29 protein-coding genes and 1 pseudogene are annotated in these 26,927 nt (G+C 70.5%); 8 read left to right on the plus strand and 22 right to left on the minus strand.

Features of this window, described 5'->3' with window-relative positions; translation table 11 throughout:
• The first annotated feature begins 96 nt into the window (after positions 1-96).
• The 4 genes from F4562_RS24975 (at position 97) to F4562_RS24990 (ending at position 5,115) form a co-directional block, all read left to right on the plus strand.
• Positions 97-888 (plus strand): single-stranded DNA-binding protein, encoded by a 792-nt coding sequence (locus F4562_RS24975; protein WP_184540869.1) that lies wholly within the window; start codon positions 97-99, stop codon positions 886-888.
• Positions 889-1,529: 641 nt separating this feature from the next.
• Positions 1,530-2,711: a GGDEF domain-containing protein gene (locus F4562_RS24980; RefSeq protein WP_246473554.1), complete on the plus strand. Its 1,182-nt coding sequence runs from the start codon at positions 1,530-1,532 to the stop codon at positions 2,709-2,711.
• 26 nt (positions 2,712-2,737) lie between these two features.
• Positions 2,738-4,402 carry an energy-dependent translational throttle protein EttA gene (ettA, locus tag F4562_RS24985; protein ID WP_184540867.1) on the plus strand — a complete coding sequence of 555 codons (1,665 nt, stop codon included), beginning with the start codon at positions 2,738-2,740 and terminating at the stop codon, positions 4,400-4,402.
• A 272-nt stretch (positions 4,403-4,674) separates the two neighbouring features.
• Entirely contained in the window at positions 4,675-5,115 is a 441-nt protein-coding gene (locus F4562_RS24990; protein WP_311733936.1) for an acyl-CoA thioesterase, read from the plus strand.
• A gap of 184 nt (positions 5,116-5,299) precedes the next feature.
• Here the strand turns inward: F4562_RS24990 and F4562_RS24995 are convergent, their stop codons facing one another.
• The 4 genes from F4562_RS24995 to F4562_RS25010 all read right to left on the minus strand — a co-directional run bounded on the left by F4562_RS24995 (position 5,300) and on the right by F4562_RS25010 (position 9,163).
• Entirely contained in the window at positions 5,300-6,835 is a 1,536-nt protein-coding gene (locus tag F4562_RS24995; protein WP_184540866.1) for a glycoside hydrolase family 13 protein, read from the minus strand.
• 42 nt (positions 6,836-6,877) lie between these two features.
• Positions 6,878-7,276, minus strand: coding sequence for a globin (locus F4562_RS25000; protein WP_184540865.1), 399 nt, complete (start codon positions 7,274-7,276; stop codon positions 6,878-6,880).
• Positions 7,277-7,296: 20 nt separating this feature from the next.
• The gene (locus F4562_RS25005; protein ID WP_311733935.1) at positions 7,297-8,340 is read right to left on the minus strand and encodes a mechanosensitive ion channel family protein; all 1,044 of its coding nucleotides are present in this window, start codon (positions 8,338-8,340) and stop codon (positions 7,297-7,299) included.
• A 574-nt stretch (positions 8,341-8,914) separates the two neighbouring features.
• The gene (locus F4562_RS25010) at positions 8,915-9,163 is read right to left on the minus strand and encodes a hypothetical protein (RefSeq protein WP_312872167.1); all 249 of its coding nucleotides are present in this window, start codon (positions 9,161-9,163) and stop codon (positions 8,915-8,917) included.
• 374 nt (positions 9,164-9,537) lie between these two features.
• Here F4562_RS25010 and F4562_RS25015 point away from each other — a divergent pair, with 374 nt between their 5' ends.
• Together F4562_RS25015 and F4562_RS25020 are read left to right on the plus strand one after the other, a co-directional pair.
• Complete coding sequence (locus tag F4562_RS25015) at positions 9,538-11,103, plus strand: NsdA family TPR-like regulatory protein (RefSeq protein WP_184540863.1); 1,566 nt, start codon at positions 9,538-9,540, stop codon at positions 11,101-11,103.
• The gene (locus tag F4562_RS25020) at positions 11,100-11,594 is read left to right on the plus strand and encodes a GNAT family N-acetyltransferase (protein ID WP_184540862.1); all 495 of its coding nucleotides are present in this window, start codon (positions 11,100-11,102) and stop codon (positions 11,592-11,594) included. Before F4562_RS25015 ends, F4562_RS25020 begins: the two co-directional genes overlap by 4 nt.
• 311 nt (positions 11,595-11,905) lie before the next feature.
• On the opposite strand, the gene F4562_RS25025 is transcribed toward F4562_RS25020, so the two are convergent.
• The gene (locus tag F4562_RS25025; RefSeq protein ID WP_311733934.1) at positions 11,906-12,364 is read right to left on the minus strand and encodes an NUDIX hydrolase; all 459 of its coding nucleotides are present in this window, start codon (positions 12,362-12,364) and stop codon (positions 11,906-11,908) included.
• A gap of 313 nt (positions 12,365-12,677) precedes the next feature.
• On the opposite strand from F4562_RS25025, the gene purU reads away from it, so the two are divergent.
• Complete coding sequence (gene purU, locus F4562_RS25030; protein ID WP_184540861.1) at positions 12,678-13,532, plus strand: formyltetrahydrofolate deformylase; 855 nt, start codon at positions 12,678-12,680, stop codon at positions 13,530-13,532.
• Here the strand turns inward: purU and F4562_RS25035 are convergent.
• Complete coding sequence (locus F4562_RS25035; RefSeq protein WP_184540860.1) at positions 13,529-14,200, minus strand: flavin reductase family protein; 672 nt, start codon at positions 14,198-14,200, stop codon at positions 13,529-13,531. The genes purU and F4562_RS25035 overlap by 4 nt on opposite strands.
• 52 nt (positions 14,201-14,252) lie before the next feature.
• Here F4562_RS25035 and F4562_RS35965 point away from each other — a divergent pair, with 52 nt between their 5' ends.
• Positions 14,253-14,375 (plus strand): hypothetical protein, encoded by a 123-nt coding sequence (locus tag F4562_RS35965; protein ID WP_260315914.1) that lies wholly within the window; start codon positions 14,253-14,255, stop codon positions 14,373-14,375.
• A gap of 19 nt (positions 14,376-14,394) precedes the next feature.
• Here F4562_RS35965 and F4562_RS25040 read toward each other — a convergent pair whose 3' ends face one another.
• From F4562_RS25040 to F4562_RS25110, 16 genes and pseudogenes are all read right to left on the minus strand, one after another.
• The gene (locus tag F4562_RS25040) at positions 14,395-14,808 is read right to left on the minus strand and encodes a hypothetical protein (RefSeq protein WP_184540859.1); all 414 of its coding nucleotides are present in this window, start codon (positions 14,806-14,808) and stop codon (positions 14,395-14,397) included.
• A 23-nt stretch (positions 14,809-14,831) separates the two neighbouring features.
• Positions 14,832-16,016 carry a hydrogenase expression/formation protein HypE gene (hypE, locus tag F4562_RS25045; protein ID WP_184540858.1) on the minus strand — a complete coding sequence of 395 codons (1,185 nt, stop codon included), beginning with the start codon at positions 16,014-16,016 and terminating at the stop codon, positions 14,832-14,834.
• Entirely contained in the window at positions 16,013-17,140 is a 1,128-nt protein-coding gene (hypD, locus tag F4562_RS25050) for a hydrogenase formation protein HypD (RefSeq protein ID WP_184540857.1), read from the minus strand. Before hypD ends, hypE begins: the two co-directional genes overlap by 4 nt.
• A gap of 6 nt (positions 17,141-17,146) precedes the next feature.
• Positions 17,147-17,398: a HypC/HybG/HupF family hydrogenase formation chaperone gene (locus tag F4562_RS25055; RefSeq protein WP_375782465.1), complete on the minus strand. Its 252-nt coding sequence runs from the start codon at positions 17,396-17,398 to the stop codon at positions 17,147-17,149.
• Positions 17,373-17,765 carry a hydrogenase maturation nickel metallochaperone HypA/HybF gene (locus F4562_RS25060; RefSeq protein ID WP_184540855.1) on the minus strand — a complete coding sequence of 131 codons (393 nt, stop codon included), beginning with the start codon at positions 17,763-17,765 and terminating at the stop codon, positions 17,373-17,375. The genes F4562_RS25055 and F4562_RS25060 overlap by 26 nt, the downstream gene beginning before the upstream one ends.
• Positions 17,766-17,933: 168 nt before the next feature.
• Positions 17,934-18,038: a DUF6893 family small protein gene (locus tag F4562_RS36710; protein WP_376770957.1), complete on the minus strand. Its 105-nt coding sequence runs from the start codon at positions 18,036-18,038 to the stop codon at positions 17,934-17,936.
• A gap of 367 nt (positions 18,039-18,405) precedes the next feature.
• Positions 18,406-18,693 (minus strand): annotated as a pseudogene (locus F4562_RS36715) (hydrogenase maturation protease); the annotation flags it as partial.
• Positions 18,666-20,147, minus strand: a complete 1,482-nt coding sequence (locus tag F4562_RS25070) for a hypothetical protein (protein WP_184540854.1) — start codon at positions 20,145-20,147, stop codon at positions 18,666-18,668. The gene F4562_RS25070 and the pseudogene F4562_RS36715, both read right to left, overlap by 28 nt.
• Before the next feature lie 8 nt (positions 20,148-20,155).
• Positions 20,156-20,824, minus strand: a complete 669-nt coding sequence (locus F4562_RS25075) for a DUF6084 family protein (RefSeq protein ID WP_184540853.1) — start codon at positions 20,822-20,824, stop codon at positions 20,156-20,158.
• Positions 20,817-21,500 carry a DUF5947 family protein gene (locus F4562_RS25080; protein ID WP_184540852.1) on the minus strand — a complete coding sequence of 228 codons (684 nt, stop codon included), beginning with the start codon at positions 21,498-21,500 and terminating at the stop codon, positions 20,817-20,819. Before F4562_RS25080 ends, F4562_RS25075 begins: the two co-directional genes overlap by 8 nt.
• The gene (locus F4562_RS25085; protein ID WP_184540851.1) at positions 21,497-22,063 is read right to left on the minus strand and encodes a NifU family protein; all 567 of its coding nucleotides are present in this window, start codon (positions 22,061-22,063) and stop codon (positions 21,497-21,499) included. The genes F4562_RS25080 and F4562_RS25085 overlap by 4 nt, the downstream gene beginning before the upstream one ends.
• A gap of 57 nt (positions 22,064-22,120) precedes the next feature.
• Positions 22,121-23,902 (minus strand): nickel-dependent hydrogenase large subunit, encoded by a 1,782-nt coding sequence (locus F4562_RS25090; RefSeq protein ID WP_184540850.1) that lies wholly within the window; start codon positions 23,900-23,902, stop codon positions 22,121-22,123.
• Position 23,903: 1 nt separating this feature from the next.
• Entirely contained in the window at positions 23,904-24,980 is a 1,077-nt protein-coding gene (locus tag F4562_RS25095) for an NADH-quinone oxidoreductase subunit B family protein (RefSeq protein WP_184540849.1), read from the minus strand.
• A 76-nt stretch (positions 24,981-25,056) separates the two neighbouring features.
• Positions 25,057-25,842 carry a D-sedoheptulose-7-phosphate isomerase gene (locus tag F4562_RS25100; RefSeq protein WP_184540848.1) on the minus strand — a complete coding sequence of 262 codons (786 nt, stop codon included), beginning with the start codon at positions 25,840-25,842 and terminating at the stop codon, positions 25,057-25,059.
• Entirely contained in the window at positions 25,829-26,224 is a 396-nt protein-coding gene (locus F4562_RS25105; RefSeq protein WP_184540847.1) for a HypC/HybG/HupF family hydrogenase formation chaperone, read from the minus strand. Before F4562_RS25105 ends, F4562_RS25100 begins: the two co-directional genes overlap by 14 nt.
• Positions 26,221-26,874 (minus strand): D-sedoheptulose-7-phosphate isomerase, encoded by a 654-nt coding sequence (locus F4562_RS25110; RefSeq protein WP_312872169.1) that lies wholly within the window; start codon positions 26,872-26,874, stop codon positions 26,221-26,223. Before F4562_RS25110 ends, F4562_RS25105 begins: the two co-directional genes overlap by 4 nt.
• Between the last annotated feature and the right edge of the window lie 53 nt (positions 26,875-26,927).

The following is a 26,927-nucleotide window of genomic DNA, read 5'->3' on the forward strand; positions in this document are numbered from 1 at the left end:
ATCCACAGAACGCGGTTCTGCTCCTCGTGTGGGGGGCAGGACGGGCCATCGTGTCTTCCAAGCCGCCGGCAGCCCGCCGGCTCCATGGGAGGCACGATGAACGACATCCACGTCACGCTGACCGGTAACATCGCGGCTCCGCCGCGCCAGCACACCTTCCCCGACGGTTCCCGGGTCACCTCGCTCAAAGTGGCCTCGACCAGCCGATACTTCGACCGTGAGAACCAGCAGTGGCGCAACGGCGAGACCACCTACTTCGGCGTCCGCTGTTTCCGGGGCCTCGCCGACAACGTCGTCCGGTCGGTTCAGCTGGGCCAGCCGATCGTCGTCCAGGGCAGGCTGAGAATCCGTGAGTTCGTCCACGAAGGCGAGCGCCGTTTCATGCCTGAGGTGGAGGCCAACGCGCTCGGCCACGACCTGCGCTGGGGCGTCGGCAGTTTCGACAAGCCCCAGCGTGGCGGGACGGCCCCGCTGCTGGGGCGCGACGAGCGGATCGAGCTCGACCGCGAGACGTCCGACTGGGCCATGAGCGGCGGTGTCCCCGTTCCGGAGGACGCACCGGGTTCGCCGGCCACTCCGGGTTCTCCGGCGACTGTCGCCGCCGGCTTCGCTGACGGGCCGTCCACGGCCGGTGCGCGGGCATCGCGCGCGGAGGCGGCCGGGGCCGGGGCCGCCACCGCGGAATCGGTCGCCGCCGGAACCGCCGCAGGTGAGGTGGCCGCGGGCTCGGCGGCAGACGTTCCGCAGCCGCAGGACATCGCGGCAGCCAGGCGGAGAGCACCGAGGGGTGCGGCGGCCAGACGCTCCGCCACGGAACAGGAGAAGAACGAGGTCGTCTCCGATCCGGAGGAGACACCCTGGCCCTTCGAAGAGCGCCTGGCGGCCTGACCCGTCCTCGCGGCCGGGGCGTCCCGGCAGCCCGGCGGGGAGGGCGGGAAGAACACGCGTCCCCCGGCGGAAACATTCCGCCGGGGGCTGGAGCGCGCGGTTTCGGACTGAACGACGTGGCTGGGAGCCGGACGGACGCCCGGCCGGGAGCCGTCAGACGGGCGATGGCTCATGGGCCTGCGACAGGGCGGTCATGGTCTCGTGACAGGGCAGGGGGTGAGGGGCATCGGCCGGACGTGGTCGGTGCCTCGCCAGGTGAACGCGGTAGCGCCGGAATACCGGCCGATGGTCTTGCCCGTGTCAGATGCCGAGACACCCGTCAGGTGCCGAGACACCTTCAGGTCCAGGTCACACCCCGCAGCATGGCTGCTCCTTCCCCACACGGCCCGCTCGCGGGCGAGCGGTTTGCAGATCGTGGGTCACCCGACAAGCCGACCCACTCCGCCCAAGGTAGCGGTTCCCATCGCGCAGCGCACACTCCGCAACTATTGTGTTACACATCGTTAGTCGGAGAGGGGGACGACATGGCGGCTTCCAGTCATACCTCGGTCAAGTCACGTGACGGCGTGACGTCCTTGGCCGACCGGTGGCCCTTGCTGGCGCAACGCCGCCCGCTGATTGGCTACCTCTGCGGAATCGTGATGTTGGATACCGCCGCGATCGTGTTCTTCGCGGTCACCGGTGATTTCCGATGGTCCGACGTGCTCACGTTCGCGGCGCTGATGGCGTGTGGAGCAGTCTGCATCGAGGCGACCCGGCGGCTGGGCATGCCCGCAGGCGTCTCCCGTGACCTGCTCTCCGCGTGGTGGTTGCCGGCCGCACTGCTCCTGCCACCGCTGTACGCGCTCCTCGCGCCCATCCCCTTTCAGTTCCTGCTGCAGAAACGGGTGCGCGCGACGGTCGTCTACCGGCGGGTCTTCAGCTCGGCCGCGATCGGCCTGGCCGGAGGTGCGGCCTCGTTGCTCTTCCACGGCACCGTCGGTGATCCGAACGCGCTGAGCCGGGGTGACGGGGTGTCGATCCTGATGGCCGTCGGCTGCGCCGTGCTGTTCACCGTGATCAACACCGCGCTGATCGCCATCGCCGCGCACACCGCCGATCCCGACAGCCGCTGGCGCGAGGTCCTGTGGGACCGCGAGAGCCTCCTCCTCGACGTCGTCGAGCTCTGCCTGGGCGTCATCGTCTCCATCATCGGCGGGATCAACCTGGCGCTCCTGCTGCTGGCGCTGCCGCCCGTGGTGCTGCTCCAGCGCACCCTGCTTCACGCCCAGCTGCAGGCGGCGGCCCGCACCGACCTCAAGACCGGGCTGCTCAACGCCGCGGCCTGGCAGCGTGAGGCCGACACCGAGATCGTCAGAGCCCGCCGCACCGGCGAGACGCTCGCCCTGCTGATCGTCGACATCGACCACTTCAAACGGGTCAACGACACCTACGGCCACCTGGTCGGCGACCAGGTCCTCATCGGGGTGGCCGACACCATCCGCAACCAGCTTCGCGACTACGACGTCGTGGGCCGCTTCGGCGGCGAGGAGTTCGTCGTCCTGCTGCCCAGAGCCGACGTGACCGAGGCCCGCCGGGTCGCCGAGCGGCTGCGCTTCCGGGTGGGCCGGATGGCGGTCCCCGCCGACGACAACATGATCACCGTGACCATCTCGGTCGGTGTGGCGATCATGAGCGTGCACGGTGACGATCTGATCGAGTTGCTCGCCGCGGCCGACCTGGCCCTGTATCGGGCCAAGGAGCTGGGTCGCGACCAGATCTGCCTGCCCGCCGCCACGGTTCCCCCGGCCCGGCGGCCGGGTTCCGAGACCGCCCCTAGCTGAAGTCACCAGGCCCTAAACTAGGAGGCATGCCGGAGTACATCTACACACTGCAGCGCGTGCGCAAGGCCCACGGTGACAAGGTCGTCCTCGACGACGTGACGCTGTCGTTCCTGCCGGGCGCCAAGATCGGTGTCCTGGGCCCCAACGGCACCGGAAAGTCGACGCTGCTGAAGATGATGGCGGGCCTGGAGCAGCCGTCCAACGGCGACGCCCGGCTCATGCCCGGCTTCACCGTCGGAATGCTCCAGCAGGAGCCCCCCCTCAACGAATCCAAGACCGTTCTCGGTAACGTCGAAGAGGGCGTCGCCGAGACCAAGGCCATGCTCGACCGGTTCAACGAGATCGCCGAGCTGATGGCCACCGACTACAGCGACGAGCTGCTGGAGGAGATGGGCAAGCTCCAGGACGCGCTCGACCACCGCAACGGCTGGGATCTCGACAGCCAGCTGGAGCAGGCGATGGACGCCCTTCGCTGCCCCCCGCCGGACGCCCAGGTGACCCAGCTCTCCGGTGGTGAGCGCCGCCGGGTCGCGCTGTGCAAGCTCCTGCTGGAGCAGCCCGACCTGCTGCTGCTCGACGAGCCCACCAACCACCTCGACGCCGAGAGCGTCCAGTGGCTGGAGTCCCACCTGGAGAAGTATCCGGGCACCGTCCTGGCCGTCACCCACGACCGCTACTTCCTGGACAACGTCGCCAACTGGATCCTGGAGCTCGACCGGGGCCGTTGCCACCCCTACGAGGGCAACTACTCCACCTACCTGGAAGCCAAGGCCGCGCGGCTTAAGCTGGAGGGCCAGAAGGACGCCAAGCGCAAGAAGCGCCTGGAGGAGGAGCTGGAGTGGGTCCGCTCCAACGCCAGGGCCCGTCAGACCAAGAGCCGGGCGCGTCTGCAGCGTTACGAGGAGATGGCCGCCGAGGCCGACAAGTACCGCAAGCTCGACTTCGAGGAGATCCAGATCCCGCCGGGCCCGCGTCTGGGCACCACGGTGATCCGGGCGGAGAAGCTCACCAAGGGCTTCGAAGACCGTCTCCTGATGGACAATCTCTCCTTCGACCTGCCGCGCAACGGCATCGTCGGCATCATCGGCCCGAACGGTGTCGGCAAGACGACCCTGTTCCGGATGATCACTGGAAGCGAGACGCCCGACAACGGCGAGATCGTCATCGGCGAGACCGTCAAGATCTCCTACGCCGACCAGAGCCGCGGCGGCATCGACCCCACCAAGAACGTCTGGGAGGTCGTCTCCGACGGGCTCGACTACATCAAGGTCGGCCAGGTGGAGATGCCGTCGCGCGCCTACATCGCCGCGTTCGGGTTCAAGGGGCCCGACCAGCAGAAGAAGGCGGGCGTCCTGTCGGGTGGCGAGCGTAACCGGCTCAATCTGGCGCTCACCCTCAAGCAGGGCGGCAACGTGCTGCTGCTCGACGAGCCCACCAACGACCTCGACACCGAGACGCTCTCCAGCCTGGAGAACGCCCTGCTCGACTTCCCGGGCTGCGCGGTCATCACCTCCCACGACCGGTGGTTCCTCGACCGCATCGCCACCCACATCCTCGCCTGGGAGGAAGGCTCGAACTGGTTCTGGTTCGAGGGCAACTTCGCCGACTACGAGAAGAACAAGATCGAGCGTCTGGGCGCCGACGCGGCCCGGCCGCACCGTGTGACCTACCGCAAGCTCACCCGCGACTGACCTCGCTCGCGGTCGGCGCCGGTCCGGCCGCGGTCGGTGGTCGATCTCTCTCGTGGCCGGCAGCCGACCCGTTCGAGCCGCGACTGACCTCGCTCGTGGTCGGCGCCGGTCCGGCCGCGGTCGGTGACCGGCCCGGTCAGTGACGGTCTAGCCGTGGTCGGCCGGCCTCGCTCGCGGCCGGAGGCAGCCCGGCCGCGAGCGGAGCACGTCCTCGACGAGCCCTCGGCACCCCGCCGTACAGGCGGTGCCTAGGGCTCGCTACGGTTCTGGGTGTGGTTGGACAGAACGTCGCGGAGACCGTCGGCCGGGGGCGTCGGCACGTGTTCCCCAGGGCAGTGCGGTTCGCCGACATCGACTCGCTGGGCCATGTCAACAACGTGCGGTTCTTCGACTACCTCGAAGACGCGCGGCAGGCGATGTTCCTCGTCGACCCCCACCGGGAGGGGAACGCGCCGTTCAAGGGGCTCGTGGTCTCCCGGCATGAGATCGACTACCGGCGTCCGCTCACCTTCCGCCCCGATCCGGTCCGCGTGGAGTCGTGGGTGACGGAGATCCGGCCGGTCCGCTTCTCCCTGGCGTACGAGATCCGCGACGATCAGCGGGTCTTCGTCCAGGCCCGCTCGGTGCTCGTCGCATACGACGTCGAACGTGCCCAGCCTCGGCGGTTCACCGAGGACGAGCTCGCCTACCTGCACAGGTTCGCCGCCGAGTAGTCTCCCGGCTCACGTGCCCGGCGCTTCGACGCCCCCGTCCCGGCGCGTCGGGCACGTGAGCCGGGAACGAGGCCGGGGTCGGGCACGTGAGCCGGGCACGATCGGGGCGTAGTGGCCGCGGGGATCGGGGACACCGCCGCCGGGCACCCCGGCCCGTCCCGTGACGGGCCGGGGTGCGCCGTCGTCAGGCGCCGGGAGTGAACAGCCAGGCGGCGGTGTCCGGCGGGAGCAGGTGTCCCTCGACCGGGGCACTGCCGAGCAGGACCCGGTCGTGCGGGGGCAACTGCACCGGTTCGGTGCCGCAGTTGATGACGCAGGTCAGTGCGCCGCGGCTGAAGAAGAGCGCGTCCTGCGGGGAGTCCAGCCAGGTGATCTCGCCGGGGAGTGTGCCGCGCAGCTCGCGGCGGATGCGCAGGGCGTCCCGGTAGAAGTTGAGCGTCGATCCAGGGTCGTTCGTCTGGCGCTCGGCGGACAGCGCGGCCCACTCGACCGGCTGCGGCAGCCAAGGCCGTGCCCCGTCAAGAGAGAAGCCGTACGGCTCGGCGGCGCCGGACCAGGGGACGGGTACCCGGCAGCCGTCGCGACCGGCCAGTTCCCCGCCGGAACGGGCGAAGATCGGATCTTGCCGGGCTTCGGCGGGAAGGTCCGTCACCTCGGGCAGGCCGAGCTCCTCCCCCTGGTACAGGTAGGCGGAGCCGGGCAGGGCGAGCATGGCCAGCAGCGCCGCGCGGGCGCGGGCCAGCCCCGTCGTGGAGTTGTCCAGGCCCTCGCCGTACCGGGTGACGTGGCGGACCACGTCGTGGTTGGAGAGCACCCAGGTGGGGGCGGTCACCGCGGCGAGCGTGTCGTCGATGACCTTCCGGAACGCCGTCCCCGACCAGGGGGCCTGCAACCAGGCGAAGTTGAAGCTCTGGTGCAGCTCGTCCGGCCGGACGTAGAGGGCGAGGTCTTCGGCCGAGTCGGTCCAGACCTCGCCGATCGCCATCCGGTCACCGTCGTAGGAGTCGAGGACCTTGCGCCACTCGCGGTACACCTCGTGCACCTCGGGCCGCCCCCAGATCGGAGACTCGGCCTTGAACGCCTGGTCCTCCGGCGGGGTGTCGGGCAGGCCCTCGGCCTTGTACAGGCCCATGGCCACGTCGATCCGGAACCCGTCCACCCCGCGGTCGAGCCAGAACCGCAGCACGTCGAGGAACTCGGCGTGCACCTCGGGGTTGCGCCAGTTGAAGTCGGGCTGCTCGGGGGCGAACAGGTGCAGGTACCACTGTCCGTCGGGGGTCTTCGACCACGCCGGCCCGCTGAAGGTCGACTGCCAGTTGTTGGGAGGGAGGTCGCCGCCGTCGCGGAAGACGTACCGGTCGCGTCCCTCGCCGCGCAGCGCCGCCTGGAACCACTCGTGGGCCGAGGAACTGTGGTTCGGCACGATGTCCACCAGGACTCGGAGCCCGAGCCGGTGCGCCTCGGCGACGAGCTCGTCGAAGTCGGCGAGTGTGCCGAAGAGCGGGTCGACGTCGCGGTAGTCGGCCACGTCGTAGCCGCCGTCGGCCATAGGGGAGCGGTAGAAGGGAGTCAGCCAGATCGCGTCCACGCCGAGCTCGGCGAGGTACGGCAGGCGTTGCCGGATGCCGGGCAGATCGCCGACGCCGTCTCCGGAGGCGTCGGCGAAGCTGCGAACATAGATCTCGTAGACGACGGCATCACGCCACCAGGGGGTTTCCATGTGCATGGGCTGCCCTGCCCCGGCGGTGTTTATGCGTGCGTGTTACTCGCCGGGAGCGTTGACCATGCTGTGCGCCGCGTAGACGAGGTAGTCCCACAGGCGCTTCTCCAACTCGTCGGGGAGGTCCAGCGAGGCCACGGCGTCGTGCATGTGCCCGAGCCAGGCGTCGCGCTCGGCCGGTCCGATCACGAACGGGTTGTGGCGCATGCGCAGGCGCGGGTGGCCGCGCTGCGAGCTGTAGGTGTTGGGGCCGCCCCAGTACTGGATGAGGAACAGGCGCAGCCGCTCCTCGGCTCCCTCGAAGTCGTCTTCGGGATACATCGGCTGGAGCAGGGGGTCGGTGGCCACCCCCTCGTAGAAACGGTGGACGAGACGCCGGAAGGTCTCCTCACCGCCGACGGCGTCGTAGAAGGACTGGGTTTCCTCAGGGATAGCGGACACGCCTTCCAGGTTAGTTGACGTCAGGCGGCGATCGGGATCTCGGCGCCGTCCAGCGCGGCCTTGACCCTGACACGCAGTTCGCGGGCGATCTCGGCCTGCTTGGCGGGCAGGGTCTTGACGCTGATCCGGAAGACGACGGCGGTCTCGGAGATCTGCTCGATGCCCCAGACCTGCGGCTCCTCGACGATGACGGCGCGCAGGGCGGGGTCGTTCCACATCTCGCCGACGACCTCCTTGAGCAGGTCACGGACCACGGGGACGTCGGCGGCGTAGGCCACCGGCACGTCGACCGCGGCACGGGACCAGCCCTGCGACTCGTTGCCGACGCGGGTGATGGTGCCGTTGCGGATGTACCAGACCCGGCCGTCGATGTCACGCAGCCGGGTGATGCGCAGGGTGACCGCCTCCACCGTGCCGACCGCGGGGCCGGCGTCGATCACGTCGCCGACGCCGTACTGGTCCTCCAGGAGCATGAACATGCCCGCGATGAAGTCCTTGACGAGTTCCTGGGAGCCGAAGCCGATGGCCACGCCCACGATGCCGACGCTGGTCAGCAGCGGGGCGATGGGGACCGTGAGCCGGTCGAGGACGGTCAGCACGGCGGTGCCCAGGATGATGATCGAGGCGATGGACCTGAGCACCGAGCCGATGGTCTCGGCCCGCTGCCGGCGCCGCTCCACCGCGATCATGTCCAGCCCTTCGGGGGGCGAGGTGTCCCTGCGCAGTCGGCCCGCCAGCGACGCGCGGCCGGACGACGCCCGGCGCACCACGCGGTTGATCAGCCGGTGGACCACGTTGCGCGCGAGGAGCGCGATCGCCACGATCAGCACGATGGCGATGACGCCCGCGATCACGGGAGCCGCCCAGGTCACCGGCACGAGGAGCTGTACGACGTCGCAGATCGGTCCACCTCCGTCACCGCAGCCCTTGGTCAAGCCGGCGCCCATGTTGAGGAGGTCCTGCACACCGGGGTCGAGGACCGAGGTCGGGCTGACGCTGGGGGTGGGGACGGGAGCGAGGCTGGGGACGGGGGTGGGGACGGGTGTAGGGGTGGACAGTGACACGGAGCGGATCCCTCTCGGATCGGTTCGATCGGCAAGCCGGGCAAGTCAGCCGACCTACTCATATTGCCGATCGAACCGGCCGCCGTCACATCACGCCGGGGAAGACGGGGACGTCCGGCCCAAGGCCGCGGGGGTGGGCCGGGACGCTCCGGCGACGGTCGGCCCGGATCGGACACGCACCCGGAAGCGTGTCCGATCCGTTCCCGAGAGGGATCCCTCCGGTCACCGCCCGGACGGGAGACCGGGCGGCGTTCTGTGCTGCTGTGCAGCGGTTTATGGGCTTCGGCGGGGGCGGTGGTCGCGGGCTCCGGCCCTTCCGAAGACGTGTCCGTTCCGGCTCGCGGGAGCCGGTTCCCCTGGATGCGGCGCCTCCCGGGGAACCGGGCCGGGAAGGGGGCGGACTCCGGACGCGGAGGCCGATGGGGCCCTGTGCGTGAAGTCCGTCACATGTCCGGGGCCGGCGGGGTGCCCAGCGTCCGAGGACGCTCCGCACCGGGTCACCCCGCCGGTCCCGTCGAGCCGCGGTGGGCTCGTCGTACCGGGCGTGTCGAAGACGTCCGGTACGACGGTCACCTCACTCTCCCACCGCGGCGAGCACTCGTGCGACCTTGGTCGCGGCGCCGGCGGGGTCTTCCACCGTGTGCATCCGCTCGCCCCAGGACCACCAGTAGTACATGTCCCGCTGGCTGGGGGCGGCTTGCGCTCGGCAGGTGACGTTCTCCGCCAGGCTGGTCGCGTTCGGGTTGATCACACGGACGAACGCACGTCCCGACTGGGTCCGTACCACCCGGGCGTGCAGACCGCGGGAGTCAAGCTCTGACACCAGTCGCTCCAGGTGCCGGAAGTCGTCTTCCCCCACCTTCGTCCCTCCTCGTGGTTTTCGTGGCGGCGCCGAATCGTGTTTGCTCGGTCACGCATTCGGTGCTGTTCGCCAAAGATGACTCACCCGGGCCGATGGGTCAACGGAGGGAAAACGCAGTTCAGGGTGGGCCTTCTGCCAAGTAGGTTGAAAGAAGCAGTCCGGCGGTGGACGATCCTTAGCCGATGGCTTTATTAGCGCGTTCTCGGTGAGTCAAGTGTGGTCCATTATTCTCGGTGGGCGCAGTGCGACAGATGGATCACACTGGGTCAGCGAGGAAAGGACCGGTCGGGACAAGTGTGCCAGCCAGCCCAGCTGGCCACGAGAGAGGGGCCGGTATGTCCGGCAGGCAGCACAGGGAGACGGAGTTAGCGCGGCGGATCCGGGCCAGGGGCCTGGCCGCCGGAAGAACCTCGGCGCAGATAGCCGAGGAGATTCACGAGAAATGCAGCCCTCAATTCGGGACCACACGGATCAAAAGTCACCGCCTTGCGCATGGCGTTGCTCTCGCGGACGTTATCGAACAGATTCGGGCATTGTTCGAACGCGACGGCAAGTCGGCGCCCGGGATCGGTGAGACGCTCCTGTCCGCCTACGAAAGCGGGCTGAAGCGGCCGGGGCCCGAATACCTCCATTACCTGTGCTCCGCCTACCGGGTCGAACCGGCCTCCCTCGGATACGACGGCCCGTGCATCTGCGGCCACGGTCACAAGATGCCCGGTGTGGTCCGAGGCGACCTCCAGCAAGGAAGACCCGACACTTCCCCCGGCCCGCGCGAGCTGCTGATCCATCCGGTCGGCGGCAACCCTTCGGCGGATGGGGGCGAGGAGGACGAGAACGTGCTACGCAGGACGCTTTTACAGCTCCTGGCCGGCGGCGCCGTCGCGCTGGACGGGCAGGTACTTGGATCGGTGGAGAGTATCCGCCGGCGAATGGACGACACGCTCGTGTCGGCCTCCGTCTCACCCGCGATGCTCGATCAGTGGGAGGAAGCCACCATCGGGTTCGGCCGTCAGTACATGAGCACCCCGCCGCTGCGGCTGCTGTGCGACGTACTGCTGGAGTTCAGCGCGGTGCGCAAGGCGATGGAGCGGCACCAGCCCGTCGACCTGCAGGAACGCCTGTGCCGGATGGCGGCCCAGCTTGCCGGGCTGAGTGGGATGATCATGGTTAACCTCGGTGATCATCGGCTCGCCCGGTCGTTCTTCCGGACCGGCCGGACGGCCGCCGACGAGACCGGCGACCGGGCGCTGCGCGCGTGGGTCACGGCCAGGGAGGCGTTGGTCCCGCTCTACTACGGTGACCCGCGCGAGGCGCTCAACCTGGCCAAGAAGAGCCGCGACCTGGCCGGTCAGACCCCCTGCGCCGCCCAGGCCATGGCCCCGGTGGTCGAGGCGCGCGCGCTGGCGATGCTGTCCGGGGCGGGCAAGAAGGAGGTGGTCGACCAGGCCAAGCGGGCGCTGTCCCGTGCCAGGACCGCGTTCTCCCAGATGGCCGCCCGCGAACAGGACGACGCCGCGTTCGGTTACACCGAGCGCCAGCTCTACTTCCATCAGGGAGACGCCCTGGTGAAGCTCGGCCAGGCGATGGAGGCCGACCTCATCCTGGAGCAGGCGCTGACCAAGTACGCCCCGGGCGACTGGCTCGACCCGACCCTGATCAAGTTCGACCGGGCCAGGTGCAGGCTGCTCGAGGGTGACGTGGACGAGGCGCTGGCCATCGCCCGCCGCACGCTCGCGGGGCTGGGCGAAGGGTGCCGGCCCGACATCCTCATGCAACGTGCCCACGAGATCGCCCGGGAGGTGGAGGCGAAGGCCCCCGGTCATGTGGGGCTCAGGGCGTATCTGGAGGTGCTGCGCTCCTCGCCGGCAGAGGAACCGCCGGGTGGGGGTGGGAGTAGTTGAGGCCCAGGCTGCGGCGCTACCGCTGGTCCGACCTCGAATCCGTGTGGGCGCTGCACCAGATCTGCCTGGCGCAGGTCGGCCTCGCACCAGGAGACGGTGTCTACTACGAGGACGATTTCCCGCGGATCCACGAGGTCTACCTCGCCGACCGCGGAGACTTCCTGGTGGGGGAGATCCCGGGCGGACGCATCGTCTCGATGGGCGGCCTGCGCCGGATCGACGACACGACGGCTGAGATGTGCCGTATGCGCGTCCACCCTGAGTTCCAGCGGCGCGGGTTCGGTGCCCAGATGGTCGTCGCCCTGGAGGAGCGGGCCGCCGAGCTCGGCTACGCGCGGCTTCGCGGTGACACCACCCTCAACCAGCCCGCCGCGATGGAGATGTACCGCAAGTTCGGCTGGCGGGAGATCCGCCGTGAGGAGCGTGGAGGGTGCGTAGTGATTTACGGAGAAAAGAATCTGGAGCCCGCCATGTCTACCTTGACGCAATGACGAGGTTCTGAGAACAGCGATATCGAGTGGCCTTCCGGCCGCGGGGAGGCGGGCGACACCCGCCGCGTCCTCTTCCTCCGTCGCGGACCTCGGCTCGGGCGGGCCCCTCCGTGCGGTCGCGGAGGGGCCCGGTCGAGAGGTCGTGCCCGAGGCCGAAGCGGTGAAGGCACGCGGCGCTCTACTGACCGAGCCCCGGCCTGGGGCCGGAGGAGCCGCGGGGGACATGTCAGTACCCGGCAGGCCGGGGTGGAGTTTCTCCCCCGAAGGGGAGGATCGTCGTCCCCGTAGGGATGTTTTCCATCCGTGGCGTCTCATCCCAGCCGGATGACGCGGGAGACCACCTCCGGTAGGTCCGGGGGCTCCAGGGGGTCGTGAAGACCGGCCATCTCCCGGGTCGAGAACCAGCCGAAACCCAGGTAGGTCACGTTCTCCTCGGCGGTGAACGCCTCCGGGACCACCTCGGGAGTGTCCTCGAACCTGGCCAGGTAGAAACGCTCGGTCTTGACATAGTGGGTGCCGAGCCAGCGGAAGTCGCGGTGAACCGGCACCCAACGGTCCAGCACCGCCTCGGACGGCAGGCCGGTCTCCTCCGCCAACTCCCGCCGCGCGGCCTCGAAGGGCGTCTCACCCGGGTCGATCCCGCCGCCCGGCGGCTCCCACAGACTCCGGTCGCTGACGGGGTCGCGCCAGTGCAGCAGGAGCACCCGGCCTGTTCCGTCCACGCAGACCACCCTGGCCGCCGGCCGGTCATCGGGCTGAATGTCGTCCACAGGCCCGGGACGTTACCATCACCACTCGTCCGGGCTCCACGGCGTTGTCCGCGTTCATGACGCCGTGCGCGAGCCCGCCATCCGCGTTCCATGACATCGTGCGCGAGTCCGCCGTCCGCGTTCCATGACGCCGTGCGCGAGCCCACCGTTCCATTTCACCGTTCTGTCCCGTCGTTCCGCCCGGCCGGGCCCCGGGACGGGCCCGCGCGCGGTCATCTGCCGTGACAGTGCGGAAGCGGGGCCCCGGCTCGCTGTACTCTGCCCAGGTCAGGCGGAAAACACCGTACGATCCGACCTCTCCGAGGGTGAAGGCATGAGTTCCAGGGCCGAGTTTGTGTTGACGTTGTCCTGTCCGGACCGTCCCGGGGTGGTGGCCGCCGTCTCCGGTCTCCTGGCCGGGAAGGGATGCAACATCATCGAGAGCCAGCAGTTCGGGGATGCCGTGACCGAGCGGTTCTTCATGCGGGTGCAGTTCTCCTCCCCGCTGCCCGACGCGGAGCTCCGCGCGGCCTTCGCCGCGCTCGCCCCCGAACTCGGCATGGATTTCAAACTCCGGGACGCCTCCGTCAAGCCGCGCGTGCTGGTGATGGTCAGCAAGTTCGGCCACTGCCTGAACGACCTGCTCTACCGGACGCGTTCCGGCCTGCTCGACATCGAGATCGTCGCCGTCGTCTCCAACCACCCCGACATGCGGCCGCTGACCCAGTCGTACGGCATCGACTACCACCACCTGCCGGTCACCCCGGAGACCAAGGCAAAGCAGGAGCAGGAGGTGCTGACCCTGGTCGGCCACTACCAGGCCGACCTGGTGGTGCTCGCCCGCTACATGCAGGTCCTGTCGGAGGACCTCTGCGCCAAGCTCGCCGGTAACGTGATCAACATCCACCACTCGTTCCTGCCGTCGTTCAAGGGCGCCAAGCCGTACCACCAGGCGTACTCCCGCGGTGTGAAGCTGATCGGCGCGACCGCGCACTACGTGACCCCCGACCTGGACGAGGGGCCGATCATCGAGCAGGAGGTCGCCCGGGTCAACCACACCCACTCGCCGGAGGACCTGGCCGCCATCGGCCGCGACGTCGAGTGCCAGGTGCTGGCCCGCGCCGTCCGCTGGCACAGCGAACAGCGCGTCCTGCTCGACGGGCACAAGACGATCGTCTTCCCGCGCTAGACGATCTCCACGTGGCTCCCGGAGCCGTGGGAGGTCCGGCTGCGGTAGGAGTGGCCGAGTTCCGGGCCGAGCCCGAAGTAGTGGCGGAAGTTGTAGATGAGCGGGCTCCAGGCGGCGGGGTCGACGTGGTCGGTGCCGGGAACGACGATACGAGGGTCGGCATGGACCTTCCGCACGGCGGCCTCGACGATGACGAACTCCCCGCAGGCACCCGGCCGTATCAGCTCGGCGCGGGCTTCCAGCTGAAGGGGGCATTCGGCGACCCGGGGCGGCCGGACCCGGTGGGAGGGCTCGCCGTGCAGGCCGGCCGCGGCGAATTTGTCCGCCTCGAACCGGCACCCCGGCGCCTTGGTCGAGGGCACCGGGCTGCGGCCTGTCAGCGGCGCCAGCCGCTCCACCGCCGGCCAGTGCGCGGGACCGGGCAGATTGATCACCAGGTCGGGCCGGTCGCTCAGGTTGCGCGCGGTCTGCCCGTCGCTTCCCAGACCGAGCACGACCGTCCACCCGAGCGCCCAGGCGGAGGATATCGGGGCGAGATTGAAGGAGCCGTCCTGGTTCTCCGTGGAGAGGAGTACCACCGGAGTGCCGAAGTACAAGATGCTCGGTTCGATCGCCAGGTGGGCGGAGGCCGCCCCTGCGGGCCGGGCGCTGCGAGACACGATGTTCATGGGGGGAGGCTAGGACCCGGACGCTTCGGCGCCCGCCGAAGCGTCGAGGGCGATGATCGAGCACGTGGACATCCGGCACGCACACACCTGGCGGGCCGTGACCGTCACCGCCGCGGGACGCCGTACGCTCCGCGACCACCTCGACGTATTCGTCGATCTCCCTCCACGGAGCTGACCGACGGCATCCGGCGGCGTCATCCTCCCTGGTCGCCGGCGGGCATCTGCGGGCTCTCCTCGTCGACGGTCTTCGGGGAGCCGACACCGGTGGAGTCTCCGGGCTCGGAGACGCCGTAGGGGCGGTCGGCGCCTTCGGTCCCGGCCGTCTCCCGGTCCTCTCCCTCCGTGGCGGCGATCCTCTCACCGCTGCGGCTCTCGCTGGGGCCCACCCCGTGCGCGGAGGCGGGCTCCGTGTCGGCGGACGAGACGCCTGCGCGCTCCTCGTCGGATACGACGCGTCCCGCCCCCTTGTCGTCTGGAGGCGGCTGGAAGGCCCGGTCGCCGGCCTGGGTCACCTCCTCGCTCGATCGGCCCACGTCGGGGGAGTAGCCGTGTTCCTCCTCCTCGTCGCCGAACCGGCTCGGGCTCCCGGGTTCGCGGTCATCGTTCATGTCCGGCACCTCATGGTTCGTTCTCAGCAGATTCTCGGCAGCGGGTCGCCGACCAGCAGGTCGACGATGCGGGTACCGCCGAAGGACGTCCTCAGCAGGACCAGGCCCGGCGGGTCGTCGTTGATCCGCCCGATGACGGCCGCGTCGGCGCCGAGCGGGTGGGAGCGCAGGGCGCCCAGCGCGGTCTCGGCGGCCTCGGCGGCCACCACCGCGACCATCCGGCCCTCACAGGCGACGTAGAGCGGGTCGATCCCCAGCAGCTCGCACGCCCCCCGGACGGCCGGGCGGACGGGGAGCGCGTCCTCGTCGAGCACCACGGCGACCTGCGAGGACTCGGCGATCTCGTTCACGATCGTGGCCACCCCGCCCCGGGTGGCGTCGCGCAGGCAACGCACCCGCCCGTCTCCGCAGGCCGACAGCAGCAGGTCGGTCAGGGCGTTGAGCGGCGCGGTGTCGGAGGACAGGTCGGCCTCGATGTCGAGCTCACCCCGGGCGAGCATGACGGTGATGCCGTGCTCGCCGACGGGGCCGGAGACGATGACCGCGTCGCCCGGCCGGGCCGCGGCGGCGCTCAGCCGGACCGGCCGGTCGAGCGTGCCCACACCGGCGGTGTTGATGTAGCAGCCGTCGGCCTTGCCCCGCTGGACGACCTTGGTGTCCCCGGTGACGATCTGCACGTCCGCCACCCGCGCCGCCTCCGCCATCGAGGCCGTGATCCGCCGTAGGTCGGCGATGGGGAAGCCCTCCTCCAGGATGAAGGCGGCGGACAGGTAACGGGGACGGGCCCCGCACATCGCCAGGTCGTTGACGGTGCCGTTGACCGCCAGGTCACCGATGTCGCCTCCCGGGAAGAACAGCGGGGTGACCACGAACGAGTCGGTGGTGAAGGCCAGCCCGCCGGTGACGGCGCCGTCCTCCAGCGTCTCCAGCAGCGGGTTGCGGAACGCCTCCAGGAACACCGCCTCGATCAGGGTGTGCGTCGCCTTGCCGCCTGCGCCGTGCGCCAGGGTGACGCGGTCCTCCCGCACGCGCGCCTTGCGGTGCCGCGCCCGCTCGATGCGGTCCAGCACCTGCCGTTCCCGATCCCGCAGCGGGCCCCCCGCGGTCTCGGCGTGCCCGGGGCTCCCGGCGGTCTCGGCGTGTCCGGCGTGTCCGGCGTGTCCGGTGTTCCCGGCGTGCCCGGTGTCCACGGGGTTTCCGGGGTTCATCCTCGGGTCGCCTCCTTGACGCGCTCGCGTGAGAACCGGCCGAAGTTGTAGTACGCCGCGCAGGCGCCCTCGGAGGACACCATGCATGTGCCGATCGGGGTCTCCGGGGTGCACGCGGTGCCGAAGACCTTGCACTCCCAGGGTTTGAGCACACCCTTGAGCACCTCGCCGCACTGGCACGCCTTGGGGTCGGCGACCCGCCCGCCGGGGATCTGGAAGATCCGTTCCGCGTCGAAGGCGGCGTACCGCTCGGCGACCCTGAGCGCCGACTGTGAGATGAAGCCGAGTCCGCGCCACTCGAAGTACGGTCGCAGCTCCATCACCCGGGCGATGGCACGCAGCGCCTTGAGGTTGCCCTCCCACGGCACCACCCGGGAGTACTGGTTCTCCACCTCCGCGCGTTCCCCGTGCAGTTGCAGGAGGATCCGGTAGACCGTGTACAGCACGTCGAGCGGTTCGAAGCCGGCGACCACGAGCGGCTTGCCGTAGTCGCGGGCGATGAACTCGTAGGGCCGGCAGCCGATCACGGTGGAGACGTGGCCGGGGCCGATGAACCCGTCCAGGCGCAGATCGGGGGAGTCCAGGATCGCCTTGATCGCAGGAATGATCGTCACGTGGTTGCAGAAGATCGAGAAGTTCCCGATCCCCTCGGCCTCGGCACGCAGCACGGTCATCGCCGTGGACGGGGCGGTGGTCTCGAAACCGATGGCCATGAAGACCACACGCCGGTCCGGGTTCTGCCGGGCGATCTTCAGGGCGTCCAGCGGCGAGTACACCATCCGGATGTCCGCGCCGCGCGCCTTGGCGTCGAGGAAGGAGCCACACCCGCCCGGCACCCGCATCATGTCGCCGAACGACGTCATGATCACGTCGGGCTGCTCGGCGATGTGGATGGCGTCGTCCACCCGCCCCATGGGGATGACGCAGACCGGGCAGCCGGGACCGTGCACCAGAGTGACGGCCTCGGGAAGGTAGTCCTCCAGCCCGTGCTTGTAGATCGTGTGGGTATGCCCGCCGCACACCTCCATGAACTTGTACGCGCGGCCCGGCTCGCACAGCGCGGCGATCCGCGTGGCGAGCATCCGGGCCTTGGCGGCGTCGCGGTACTCGTCGACGAAGCGCATCAGATCTCACTCCTCTTCGATCACGGAGTCCCGCAGGGCCGCGATCTCGTCCTCGTACGCCTGGCCGATGCTCTCCAGGAAGTCGAGCGCGGCCTTGGCCTCCACCTCGTCGATCTTCGAGAGCGCGAAGCCGACATGGATGAGGATCCAGTCACCGGGAACGACGCTCCCGTGCTCCAGCAGGCCGATGTTGATCGCGCGCTTGACGCCGCTCACGTCGACCATGGCGAGGTCAGGACGGTCCGAGAGGACCTCCACGATCTCGCCGGGGATTCCCAGGCACATGGGACGCCTCCGCCATCTGGATGGATTCGAGGACGAGATCCCCGCCGCCCTCGGTGTCGATATCGGTGCCGCCGCATCCGGGGCAGACGGCGAAGGGGTCGGCGGAGGCGGTGCTCCTCCCGCAGGACCGGCAGGTCAGGGTGACGGGGACGACGACCAGCTCCACCCGGGCGCCGTCGGCCACCGACCCGTCCGCGACCATGGAGAACGCCTGGTTGATCATCGGTTCCGTGACACGGAGCAGGGCACCCGCGCGTACGCGCACCCGCCGTACCCGCCGGCCGTCCGCCCGCTTCTCCACCGCGGCGAGGATCGCCTCGGCGATCCCGAACTCGTGCATGGCTGGTCTCACCTCGTCTCGTACGGGGCCGGTCCCGTGTCGTCCGGCCGGTCCGGCGCCGGACCGGCCGGGGACGTGGGACGCCGGCCGGCGGCGCGGGCCCTCACCCGGCCTCCGGGGTGAAGGAGCCGGGTGCCCCGACCCTCCGCCGAAGGCCATGGCAGGGCATCACATGCTCCGTATCCTCAGGTAGCGCTTGATGTCGGGAAGGGACTGGTAGACCAGCACGGCCACCCCTGCCAGCATCGCCAGGGCCACCAGGCGTTTCAGCATGCTCGTTCCTCCTCCCGGCCCGCGGTGGCGGGCGCCTCGCGATCTCTTCCCCGACCAGCTCGGCGACCAGTTCCGCGGCGCCGCCGACGGCGTCCGCGACCGGCGCGCTGAGCTCCATGCCGGGGGACGTGTCGGCGGGCTCGCAGCCGACCAGGAGGACCCGGCCGGGGCCGCCGGCCCGCCCGCGTCCGGTTGTGCCACCGGGGCCGTCGCCGACGTCGTGGCCGGTCCCGCCCGTGTCGTCGGTCCCGCCCGTGTCGTTAGTGCCACCCGCGTCACCCATGCCAACCGCGCCGCGGCCGATCCCGTCGCCGAGCGCGTCCGCCAGCGCCAGCACCGCCTCGGGTGTCATGGAGTGCGCGTCGACGAAGGAGCCGGGGCGGTCGCCCGGCGACGGTTCGATGACGTACAGGGTGCCCGGCGGCCCGCCGCGGGACACGGCGTCGACGAGGATCACGGTGTCGTACCCGCCGCCGGTCAGCTCGTAGGCCAGGTGGATGCCGCGGATGCCGAAGTCCCGGACCGCGACCCCTGCGGGCAGCTTGGCGTCCGCCAGGCGTCCGGCCACCGCGACGCCGAAGCCGTCGTCGCCGAGGAAGACGTTCCCCACCCCGGCCACCAGGATCCTCACGCTCCCACCTCCTCGTCGGCCCACCCGGCGTCCAGCGGTTCGACCTCGTCGGGGGCGAAGTAGAGGAAGCGCCCGTGGGAGCGGTACAGGTCGGCGCCGGGGTCCTCCTCCAGGGTGACGGCCAGGTGACGGGCCCCGTCCAGGTCCAGGAGAACGGCCTCCACCCGGGCGGTCCTGCCGGCCAGGAACATGTCGTGGGCGTCCGCGCGCCGCCGTCCGGGAACCAGCCGGACCCGGCTGCCCCGTGCGACGGTCATCCCGCGGATCGTCACGCTGTCGGTTCCCGGCGAGACGGTGGGATCGCTTCCGGGGTCCCACCAGGGCGTGACCGGCGTCTGTTCCGGGTCCCAGGGCGACGACTCCCGTCCCGACGCCCGGGACGACGGCGTCCGCCGCGGATCACCGGGGAGCGGTTCCGGTTCCGCGGGCGGTTCCGGCGCCGGTGCGGCGCCGGACCGGCCGGGTGCGTTCAGGTAGCGGATCACGCCGTGCAGCCGTTCCACCATCTCGGGCGGCAGTTCGCCGACCATGTCGATGATGCCGGCGGCCCGGGAGTCGGTCGCCCGCGCCTCCCGCGTCTCCTCCTCGGTGAGGGTGAGCGTCCGCAGGTGCAGCAGCTCATCGATCTCGGTGGCGTCGAACAGGGCACCGGGGCTCTCCGGTGCGATGTCCGGGTGGTCGTACAGGATGATCGGGGAGGAGAGCATCACGTCGCGGTGACCCGGCTCGCCGACGAGCACCGGCCAGGTGTGCTCGTTGCGGCAGGTCTCCGCGGCCGGCCTGGCCCACTCCGGCGGGTCGAGCAGCGACACGAAGGCGCCGGCGCTGACCGAGACGAGCAGATGGGCGGCGACCAGCGAACGCCGCAGCGCCTCCTCACGCGGCGCGCCGCGCGGCTCCCAGGGGTCGGTGTTCTCCACCCGGATGCGCAGCCTGACCAGGCCGTACGGCCCCGGTACCCGCTCGGCGGAGACCCGCAGGGCCGCCTCCAGCGGCAGGTGGCCGGTGACGACGCGTCCCAGCACCTCGCCGGACGGCCCCGGGATCGGCTCGATCGCGTGGTCTCCGGGGACGAGGACCTCGATCACCCGCTCGCCGCCGTCCAGCAGCCCGGTGATCGACACCACCGCCTCCACCTCGCGCTCGGTCGCCTCGTCGAAGGTGAGGTGGGTCCGCCCGGCGGCGTGCAGTTCCCGGACCGGCCAGTAGCCGTCGTCCTCGGCGCGCTCGACCACGCGTGTCCTGACGTGCAGGAAACGCAGCAGCAGGCGGACATCGGCGCCGGCGGCCTCCTCCAGCAGGCACTCGGTGAGGTTGGCCGGGTGTTCGGCGGTGGCGGTGAACGCCGGGGGCACCAGCACCCCGAACTGCCAGCGCACCCGGTTCTTGGCCGCCGAGGCGCGGTAGGGGTAGAGCAGGTAGCCTTCGTACAGCACGGTGTCGGCCACCCGCCGGGCGATGTCCATCGGCGTATCCATCGGCACGCTCATCCCCGTGTCTCCCGCAGTAGTAGGTGCATGGTCTCGTCCCAGGTCGCCAGGGCGTGGTCCGACTTGAAGCGGGTGAGGTCCCGCAGGGTGTCGCGGCGCAGCCGCAGCCATCCGGAGTCGGGGAAGTAGCGGTCCATCAGCTCCCGCCAGACGGCCACCGGCAGCCGGTGGCGCGCCTCGCAGTGCCACGGCACCTGGCCCACGGAGAACCCCCCCGTGCCTCCTGAGCTCCCCGTGCTTCCCGTGCTCCCCGGCGTCCTGGCGAAGACGGTGCCGCCGAAGAGCAGGATCATCGGGATCTCGCCGTCGTCCAGGGCGGCGAAGTACTTGCCCGCGGCCACCTCCAGGTCATAGCCGCAGGGCACCGGAACGTCGATCTCGGTGGTCCCGGTGAAGGCCGGCACCATGACCGAGACGTTGGCGAACTGCAGGGGTTTGAGCGTGTCGCCCCACCGCGCCGGGTCGCCGAACAGGTCGCCGAGCATCTCCGCCTCGGCGGCGTCGTACCGCCTCAGGTGCGGTTCGACCCGGATCTGGCAGCGCAGTGCGATGGCGTGCACCCCCGCCGGGGACGGGTGGGTGACGCGCACCCGGAAGACCAGCGTCGGGAAGGCCGCGTACGGTTCCGCCCGGGCACCCACGCAGTCGAACGTGAGATCATCCACCGTCGTCGCCCCCCGGCTCCGGAGACTCCGGGGGTTCCGGGGGTTCCGGGGGTATGGTGCGGCTGCGCTCGCGCAGGCTCGCGAAGAAGCCGTCGACGGCCTCCCGCGCCTCCCGGCCGCCGTCGAAGCCCTTCCAGTGCAGCCGGACCAGGCCGACCAGCTCGTAGCAGGCGTCGATCGGCACCAGGTGACAGGCGAACGTCCCGTCGGGGCGGCGGTCCACCAGCAGCGCCTCCACGTCGGGCTGGGCGTCCGCCAGTTCCGGGTTGGCCGCCAGGACGCGTTCCCACGCCCCCAGCGGCAGCAGCGACTCGGTGGCCCCCGCGGGGCTCGGGTAGAAGGCGACGACCCGGTCCGCGGCCGAGTTGCGGAAGAAGAAGGCCGTGCGGACCGGGATCTGCAGCTCCTCCCAGTCCGCCGGGTTCAGCCGGAACGACGGGGCGTACAGGTAGCGCCGCGGGACCGCGCGGTAGCGCCTGCCGGTGCCCTCGTCGCGGGTGAACAGCAGGTGACAGGGGCGGCAGGCGCACAGTAGGGCCCGGGTCTCGGTGTTCACCACATGGTCGTGGTCGTCGCCGGCGACCTCCCCGCACAGCTCGCACCGGGTCTCCCCGGGCCCGCCCGCCCTGCCCGATTCCGGCGGCTCGCGGAACCTGCGCAGCCCGGTGGCCGTCACGGGACCGCCTCCGGCTCCGGCACCGGGCAGGGTCCGGGCGGGCGGGTCCGGATCTGCAGCAGCTCCGGCCGCCCGTCGGTCACCCCTTCGACGTCCACCCGGACCACCTCGGGTGCGGCCTCGCGCACGGCCCGCTCGATGGCGTCGGTCACGGTGATCCGCGACGACGGGCAGCCGTGGCAGGTGCCCTCCAGGCGGAGCCGGACGACTCCCTCCTCGTCCACCCCCAGCAGTTCCACACCGCCCTCGTGCAGGCCCAGGTAGGGGCGTACGGTGTCGAGCGCCGCGCGGACGCGTTCGGCCGCGCTCAGCGGGTGCAGGTCGTGCAGGACCAGCAGGCCCGCCACGAGCCGGTCGTCGACGAGACGGCGCAGCACCTCGGCGGCCCGGACCTCGGTGACGATCTCGACGATGCGTTCCAGCCCGGCGCCGTACAGCTCGACGAGAGCCCGGACGAGTTCCTCCGCCTTGGCGCGCGTCGCGGCGTCACCCGGCGCGCCGAGGTCGGCGAGCAGCGCCTCGACGCGGCTCCCGGCCGCCTGAACGTCATGGACCTGCGGCATGTGTCCCGGTCCTCCTTCCCGGCGCCGGGGAGCCGCGGCTCCCCGGCGGCCGACGGATCACCTCACGTCGAAGGCGTGCGGAGTGTGCACCTTGCGGAGCTCCTGACCGCCGCCGAGATACATGTGCACCCCGCACGGCAGGCACGGGTCGAAGCTCCGCACGGTGCGCATGATGTCGATGCCCTTGAAGGTCTCGGGCGGGTTCTCCTCGAAGATCGGCGTGTTCTGCACCGCGTCCTCGTACGGTCCCGGTGTGCCGTACACGTCGCGGACGCTGGCGTTCCAGGGCGTCGGCGGGTACGGGTGATAGTTGGCGATCTTCCCGCCCCTGATCACCATGTGGTGGGAGAGCACACCCCGGACGGCCTCGGTGAAGCCGCAGCTGATCGTCTCGTCGGGGACGGTGAACGGCGCCCATGTCTGGGTGCGGCCCGCGCGCACCTCGGCCAGTCCCTGCTCGACGAAGTACAGCGCGCACGCCGCCGCGTAGGCCTGGAAGTAGGTGCGGGCCCGGTTGCGTTCGATGGTGTTGGACAGCGGCCGGCCGTCGTGCTGGGGAATCGTCCACTCGAATGTCTTCTCCGGCTTGGTGGCCGTCCGCGGCAGGTTGATCTGCACGCTGTGGCCGGTGGCCCTGACGTAGCCGATGTCGACCAGGCCGGACAGCGCCGTCGACCAGAGCCGGGCGAGGGGGCCGCCGCCGGTGTCGAGGGAGAGCGCGCTCTCCCCGTCGAACCAGCGGGGCGACATGACCCAGCTGTACTTGTCGGTGAAGTCGCGCTTCTGCGGGTGCGGGATCGTGTGCTGGTTCCACGGGTGCCGCATGTCGACCGGGTTGCCCAGCGGATCGTGGGTGACGAACGGCTCCTGCCCCGCCCAGTCGTCGTAGTAGGAGCTGCCCAGCAGGATCCGGATACCGAGGTTGATGTCGACCAGGTCGTCGGTGACGAGCGTGCCGTCGACGATGACCCCCGGCGTGACGAACATCCGGCGACCCCAGTCGCTCATGTTCCGGTAGGTGAAGTCACAGTGCTCGGGGTCCTGGAAGCTGCCCCAGCAGCCCAGCAGGACCCGGCGGCGGCCGACCTCCTCGTAACCGGGGAGCGCCTCGTAGATGAAGTCGAACAGGTCGTCGTGCATGGGCACGACCCGCTTCATGAACTCGATGTAGCGCATCAGCCGGGTCAGGTAGTCGGTGAACAGCTGCACCGTCGCGACCGTGCCGACACCGCCGGGGTAGAGCGTGGAGGGGTGGACGTGCCTGCCCTCCATGAGGCAGAACATCTCGCGGGTGGTCCGGCTGACCGCCAGCGCCTCGCGGTAGAACTCGCCCTCCAGCGGGTTCAGCGAGCGCATGATGTCGGCGATGGTCCGGTAGCCGTGGTCTTCGGCGTGCGGCGCCTCGGTGCGCTCGGCCAGCTCCAGCACGCCAGGGTTGGTCTCGCGGACCATCTTCTCGCAGTAGTCGACCCCGACCAGGTTCTCCTGGAAGATGTTGTGGTCGAACATGTACTCGGCGGCCTCGCCGAGGTTGACGATCCACTCGCCCAGGGCCGGCGGCCGGACGTCGTAGGCCATGTTCTGCGCGTAGACCGAGCAGGTGGCGTGGTTGTCGCCGCAGATCCCGCAGATCCGGCTGGTGATGAAGTGGGCGTCGCGCGGGTCCTTGCCCTTCATGAAGATGCTGTAGCCGCGGAAGACCGACGAGGTGCTGTAGCACTCCGCGACCCGCCGGCCGGCGAAGTCGACCTTGCAGTAGATCCCGAGACTGCCGACGATCCTGGTGATGGGGTCCCAGGCCATCTCCACCAGTTCGCTGTTCTGCTCCGATGTCGTCATGTCAGCTCCAGGGCGCCTTGTATCCGGTCAGCAGTTCGCGCCCCGTGCGGCGCCACTTGGGCTCCTTGTCGACCGTCTTGAAGGTGATGCTGCGGAGGGTGCGGATGACGCTGCCGTACACGCCGCTCACCGCCGAGGACACGTGGGCTCCGGGCGGCTCGTCCATGAACGGCATGAACTTGTCGGGGAAGCCCGGCATCGTGCAGGCGATGCAGATCCCGCCGACGTTCGGGCAGCCGCCGATGCCGTTGATCCAGCCGCGCTTGGGCACGTTGCACCGGACCACCGGCCCCCAGCAGCCGATCTTGACCAGGCACTTCGGCGAGCCGTACTCGACGGCGAACTGGCCCTGCTCGTAGTAACCGGCCCGGTCGCAGCCCTCGTGGACGGTCTGGCCGAACAGCCACGTCGGGCGTAGCGCCTCGTCCAGCGGGATCATCGGGGCCTGACCGGCGACCTGGTAGAGCAGGTAGAGGATCGTCTCGGAGAGGTTGTCCGGGTGGATCGGGCAGCCGGGGACGTTGACGATCGGCAGCCCGGCCTTGGACCTCCAGTCCCAGCCCAGGTAGTCGGCGACGCCCATGGCGCCGGTCGGGTTGCCCGCCATGGCGTGGATGCCGCCGTACGCCGCGCAGGTGCCGGCGGCCAGGATCGCGGTGGCCTTGGGGGCGAGCCGGTCCAGCCACTCGCTGGTCGTCATGGGCTGGCCGGTCTCCGGGTTGTTGCCGAAGCCGCACCAGTACCCTTCCTGCTTGATCGTCTCGTTCGGGATCGAGCCCTCGACGACCAGGACGAACGGGTCGAGCTCGCCGCGGTCGGCCTTGAAGAACCACTCGATGAAGACGTCGGCACCCTGCATCGGGCCGCACTCGAAGTCGATGAGCGGCCAGTGCACGGCCACCTTCGGCAGCCCCGGGAGCGCGCCGAGCACGATCTCCTCGATGCTCGGCTGGGTGGCCGCGGTGAGGGCGACGGAGTCACCGTCACAGCTCAGCCCGGCGTTGATCCAGAGTATGTGGACCACCGGTTCCCGCTCCTGCGGAGGTTCGGTGTTCGCCGTGTCCGTTGGCGTGGCCATGACGCCTCCCCACTGCTGGTGGACATCGATCGGTCGTGGCCGGCGCGGGGGGTGCGCGCCGGATGGATCGCGCGGATCATGATCGCGGTCCTCGTCCGGGATCGCGGGCCCGTGGGGCCGCCGGGTCCGGCCCGGGTCCCTCCGGTGCTCCGGGCGGCTGCCCGCCCCCGGCCGGGACGCGGGCTTCGAGCGCGTGCCGGGTCAGCTCCCACAGGACGTGGTACAGCGTCGTCTGCGCCTCCTGGATCCGGTGCACCGAGGAGGAGGGCACGATGAACAGGTGGTCGAGCAGGCCGAGTTCGGCGAGCCTGCCGCCTCCGCCGCCGGCCAGGCCGACGGTGAGCATGCCCCGCCGCGCCGCCTCCTCGAACGCCCGTATCACATTGGCCGAGCCCCCGCTGGTCGACAGGCCGACCGCGATGTCCCCGGACCGTCCCAGCGCCGCGAGCTGGCGCGCGAAGACGACCTCGAAGCCCACGTCGTTGGAGAGCGCGGTGACCACGGCGACGTCGGTGGTCAGCGAGAGGGCGGGCAGTGCCCGGCCGCGGGGAGGATCGAGGAAGACGGTGGCGACCTCCTGGGCGTCGGTGCTGCTGCCGCCGTTGCCGAAGCTGAACAGCCGGCCGCCCGCGGCGAACCTGTCCGCCATCTCCTCAGCGCACGCGGCCAGCTCCGCCGCCGACTCCTCGGCCATCTGCCGGCGCAACCGCACGATCTCGGCGGCCTTCTGCACGGTGGACCGCATGGCCTCCTCCAGCGCCGTGTCGAGCCCGGCCCGGCCGGCGTAGAGGAAGGGGTAGAGCCCTTCGAGCCCCTCGGAAGGCCGGACGTCCTCGGGGGGCGTCTCGTCAGGCGTGCTCATCACGGGCTCCCGGGTCGCCGTCCCCGCGGGCGCCGCGAGCGCTGCGGGCCCCGCCGTCCGCCGGCCGGGTGTCCGCGGGCACGCCGGCCCGGCGGTCGCGCTTCTCGCCGCCTTCCCGGCCGCCGTCCCCGCGGGACCCGCCGACCCCGCAGACGTCCCCGTGGGCGCCGCCGCGCGCGACCACCGCGATGGCCTCCTTGGCGTGGACGAGGACGGTGTCGCCGACCTCCGGGTCGACCAGCGCCACACTCACCTCCTCCAGGGCCCCGCCCGCGTCGACGATCGCGAGGTCCCGTTCCGTCAGCCGGACCACCGTCACCGGCAGCGCCTCGTCGGAGCAGGTGACGCAGACGTCGCCGGTACAGTGACCGGGCCCGTTCACCGCGCGTCCCCGCTCGTGAGCAGGCCCGGCTGGTCGAAGAACACGTGCACCAGCTCCCACAGCAGGTGGTAGGCGGTCACGTGGATCTCCTTGACGACGGTGGGATCGTCCGCGGCGGCGACCAGGATGTGGTCGGCCATCCGGTCCCGCGCGATCGCACCCCCGTCCCCGCCGGTGAGGGCGACGGTCAGCAGGCCCAGCTCCCGGGCGACCTCCAGGCCCCGTACGACACTTACGTCCCGGCCGTCCCGGGATACGCCCAGCGCGATGTCGGAGGGGTCGGCCCAGCAGCGCAGCTGGTGGGCGAAGGACTCGGCGACGCCCTCCTCGTTGCATACCCCGCTGACCGTCGCGGCGTCGTTGCTCAGGGCCAGGGCAGGGAGGGCCCGTTTGCCCACGATGACCGGGTGCATGAACTCGACCGCGATGTGCGCCGCGTCCGTGCCCGCGCCACCGCTGCCGAAGACGACGAGTTTGCCGCCGCGGTGAAAACGCACGGCCATGGCCTGGCAGGCTCGCGCGATGCTCTCCGCGTCGCGTGCCAGGGCCTGACCGGCGTGATCCCGGCGGGCGAAGGCCTCGGTGACGACCTCGTGAACGGCGGACGCTGTTTGCGGCGTATGGAGAGGTGTGTGGATGGCAGGCATCATTGCCTCCGTTTTTTCACGGTAGTCGACAGATTACGGCGGGTCATTTCAGCGAC

Source organism: Streptosporangium becharense, from assembly GCF_014204985.1.
Taxonomy (GTDB): Bacteria; Actinomycetota; Actinomycetes; order Streptosporangiales; family Streptosporangiaceae; genus Streptosporangium; species Streptosporangium becharense.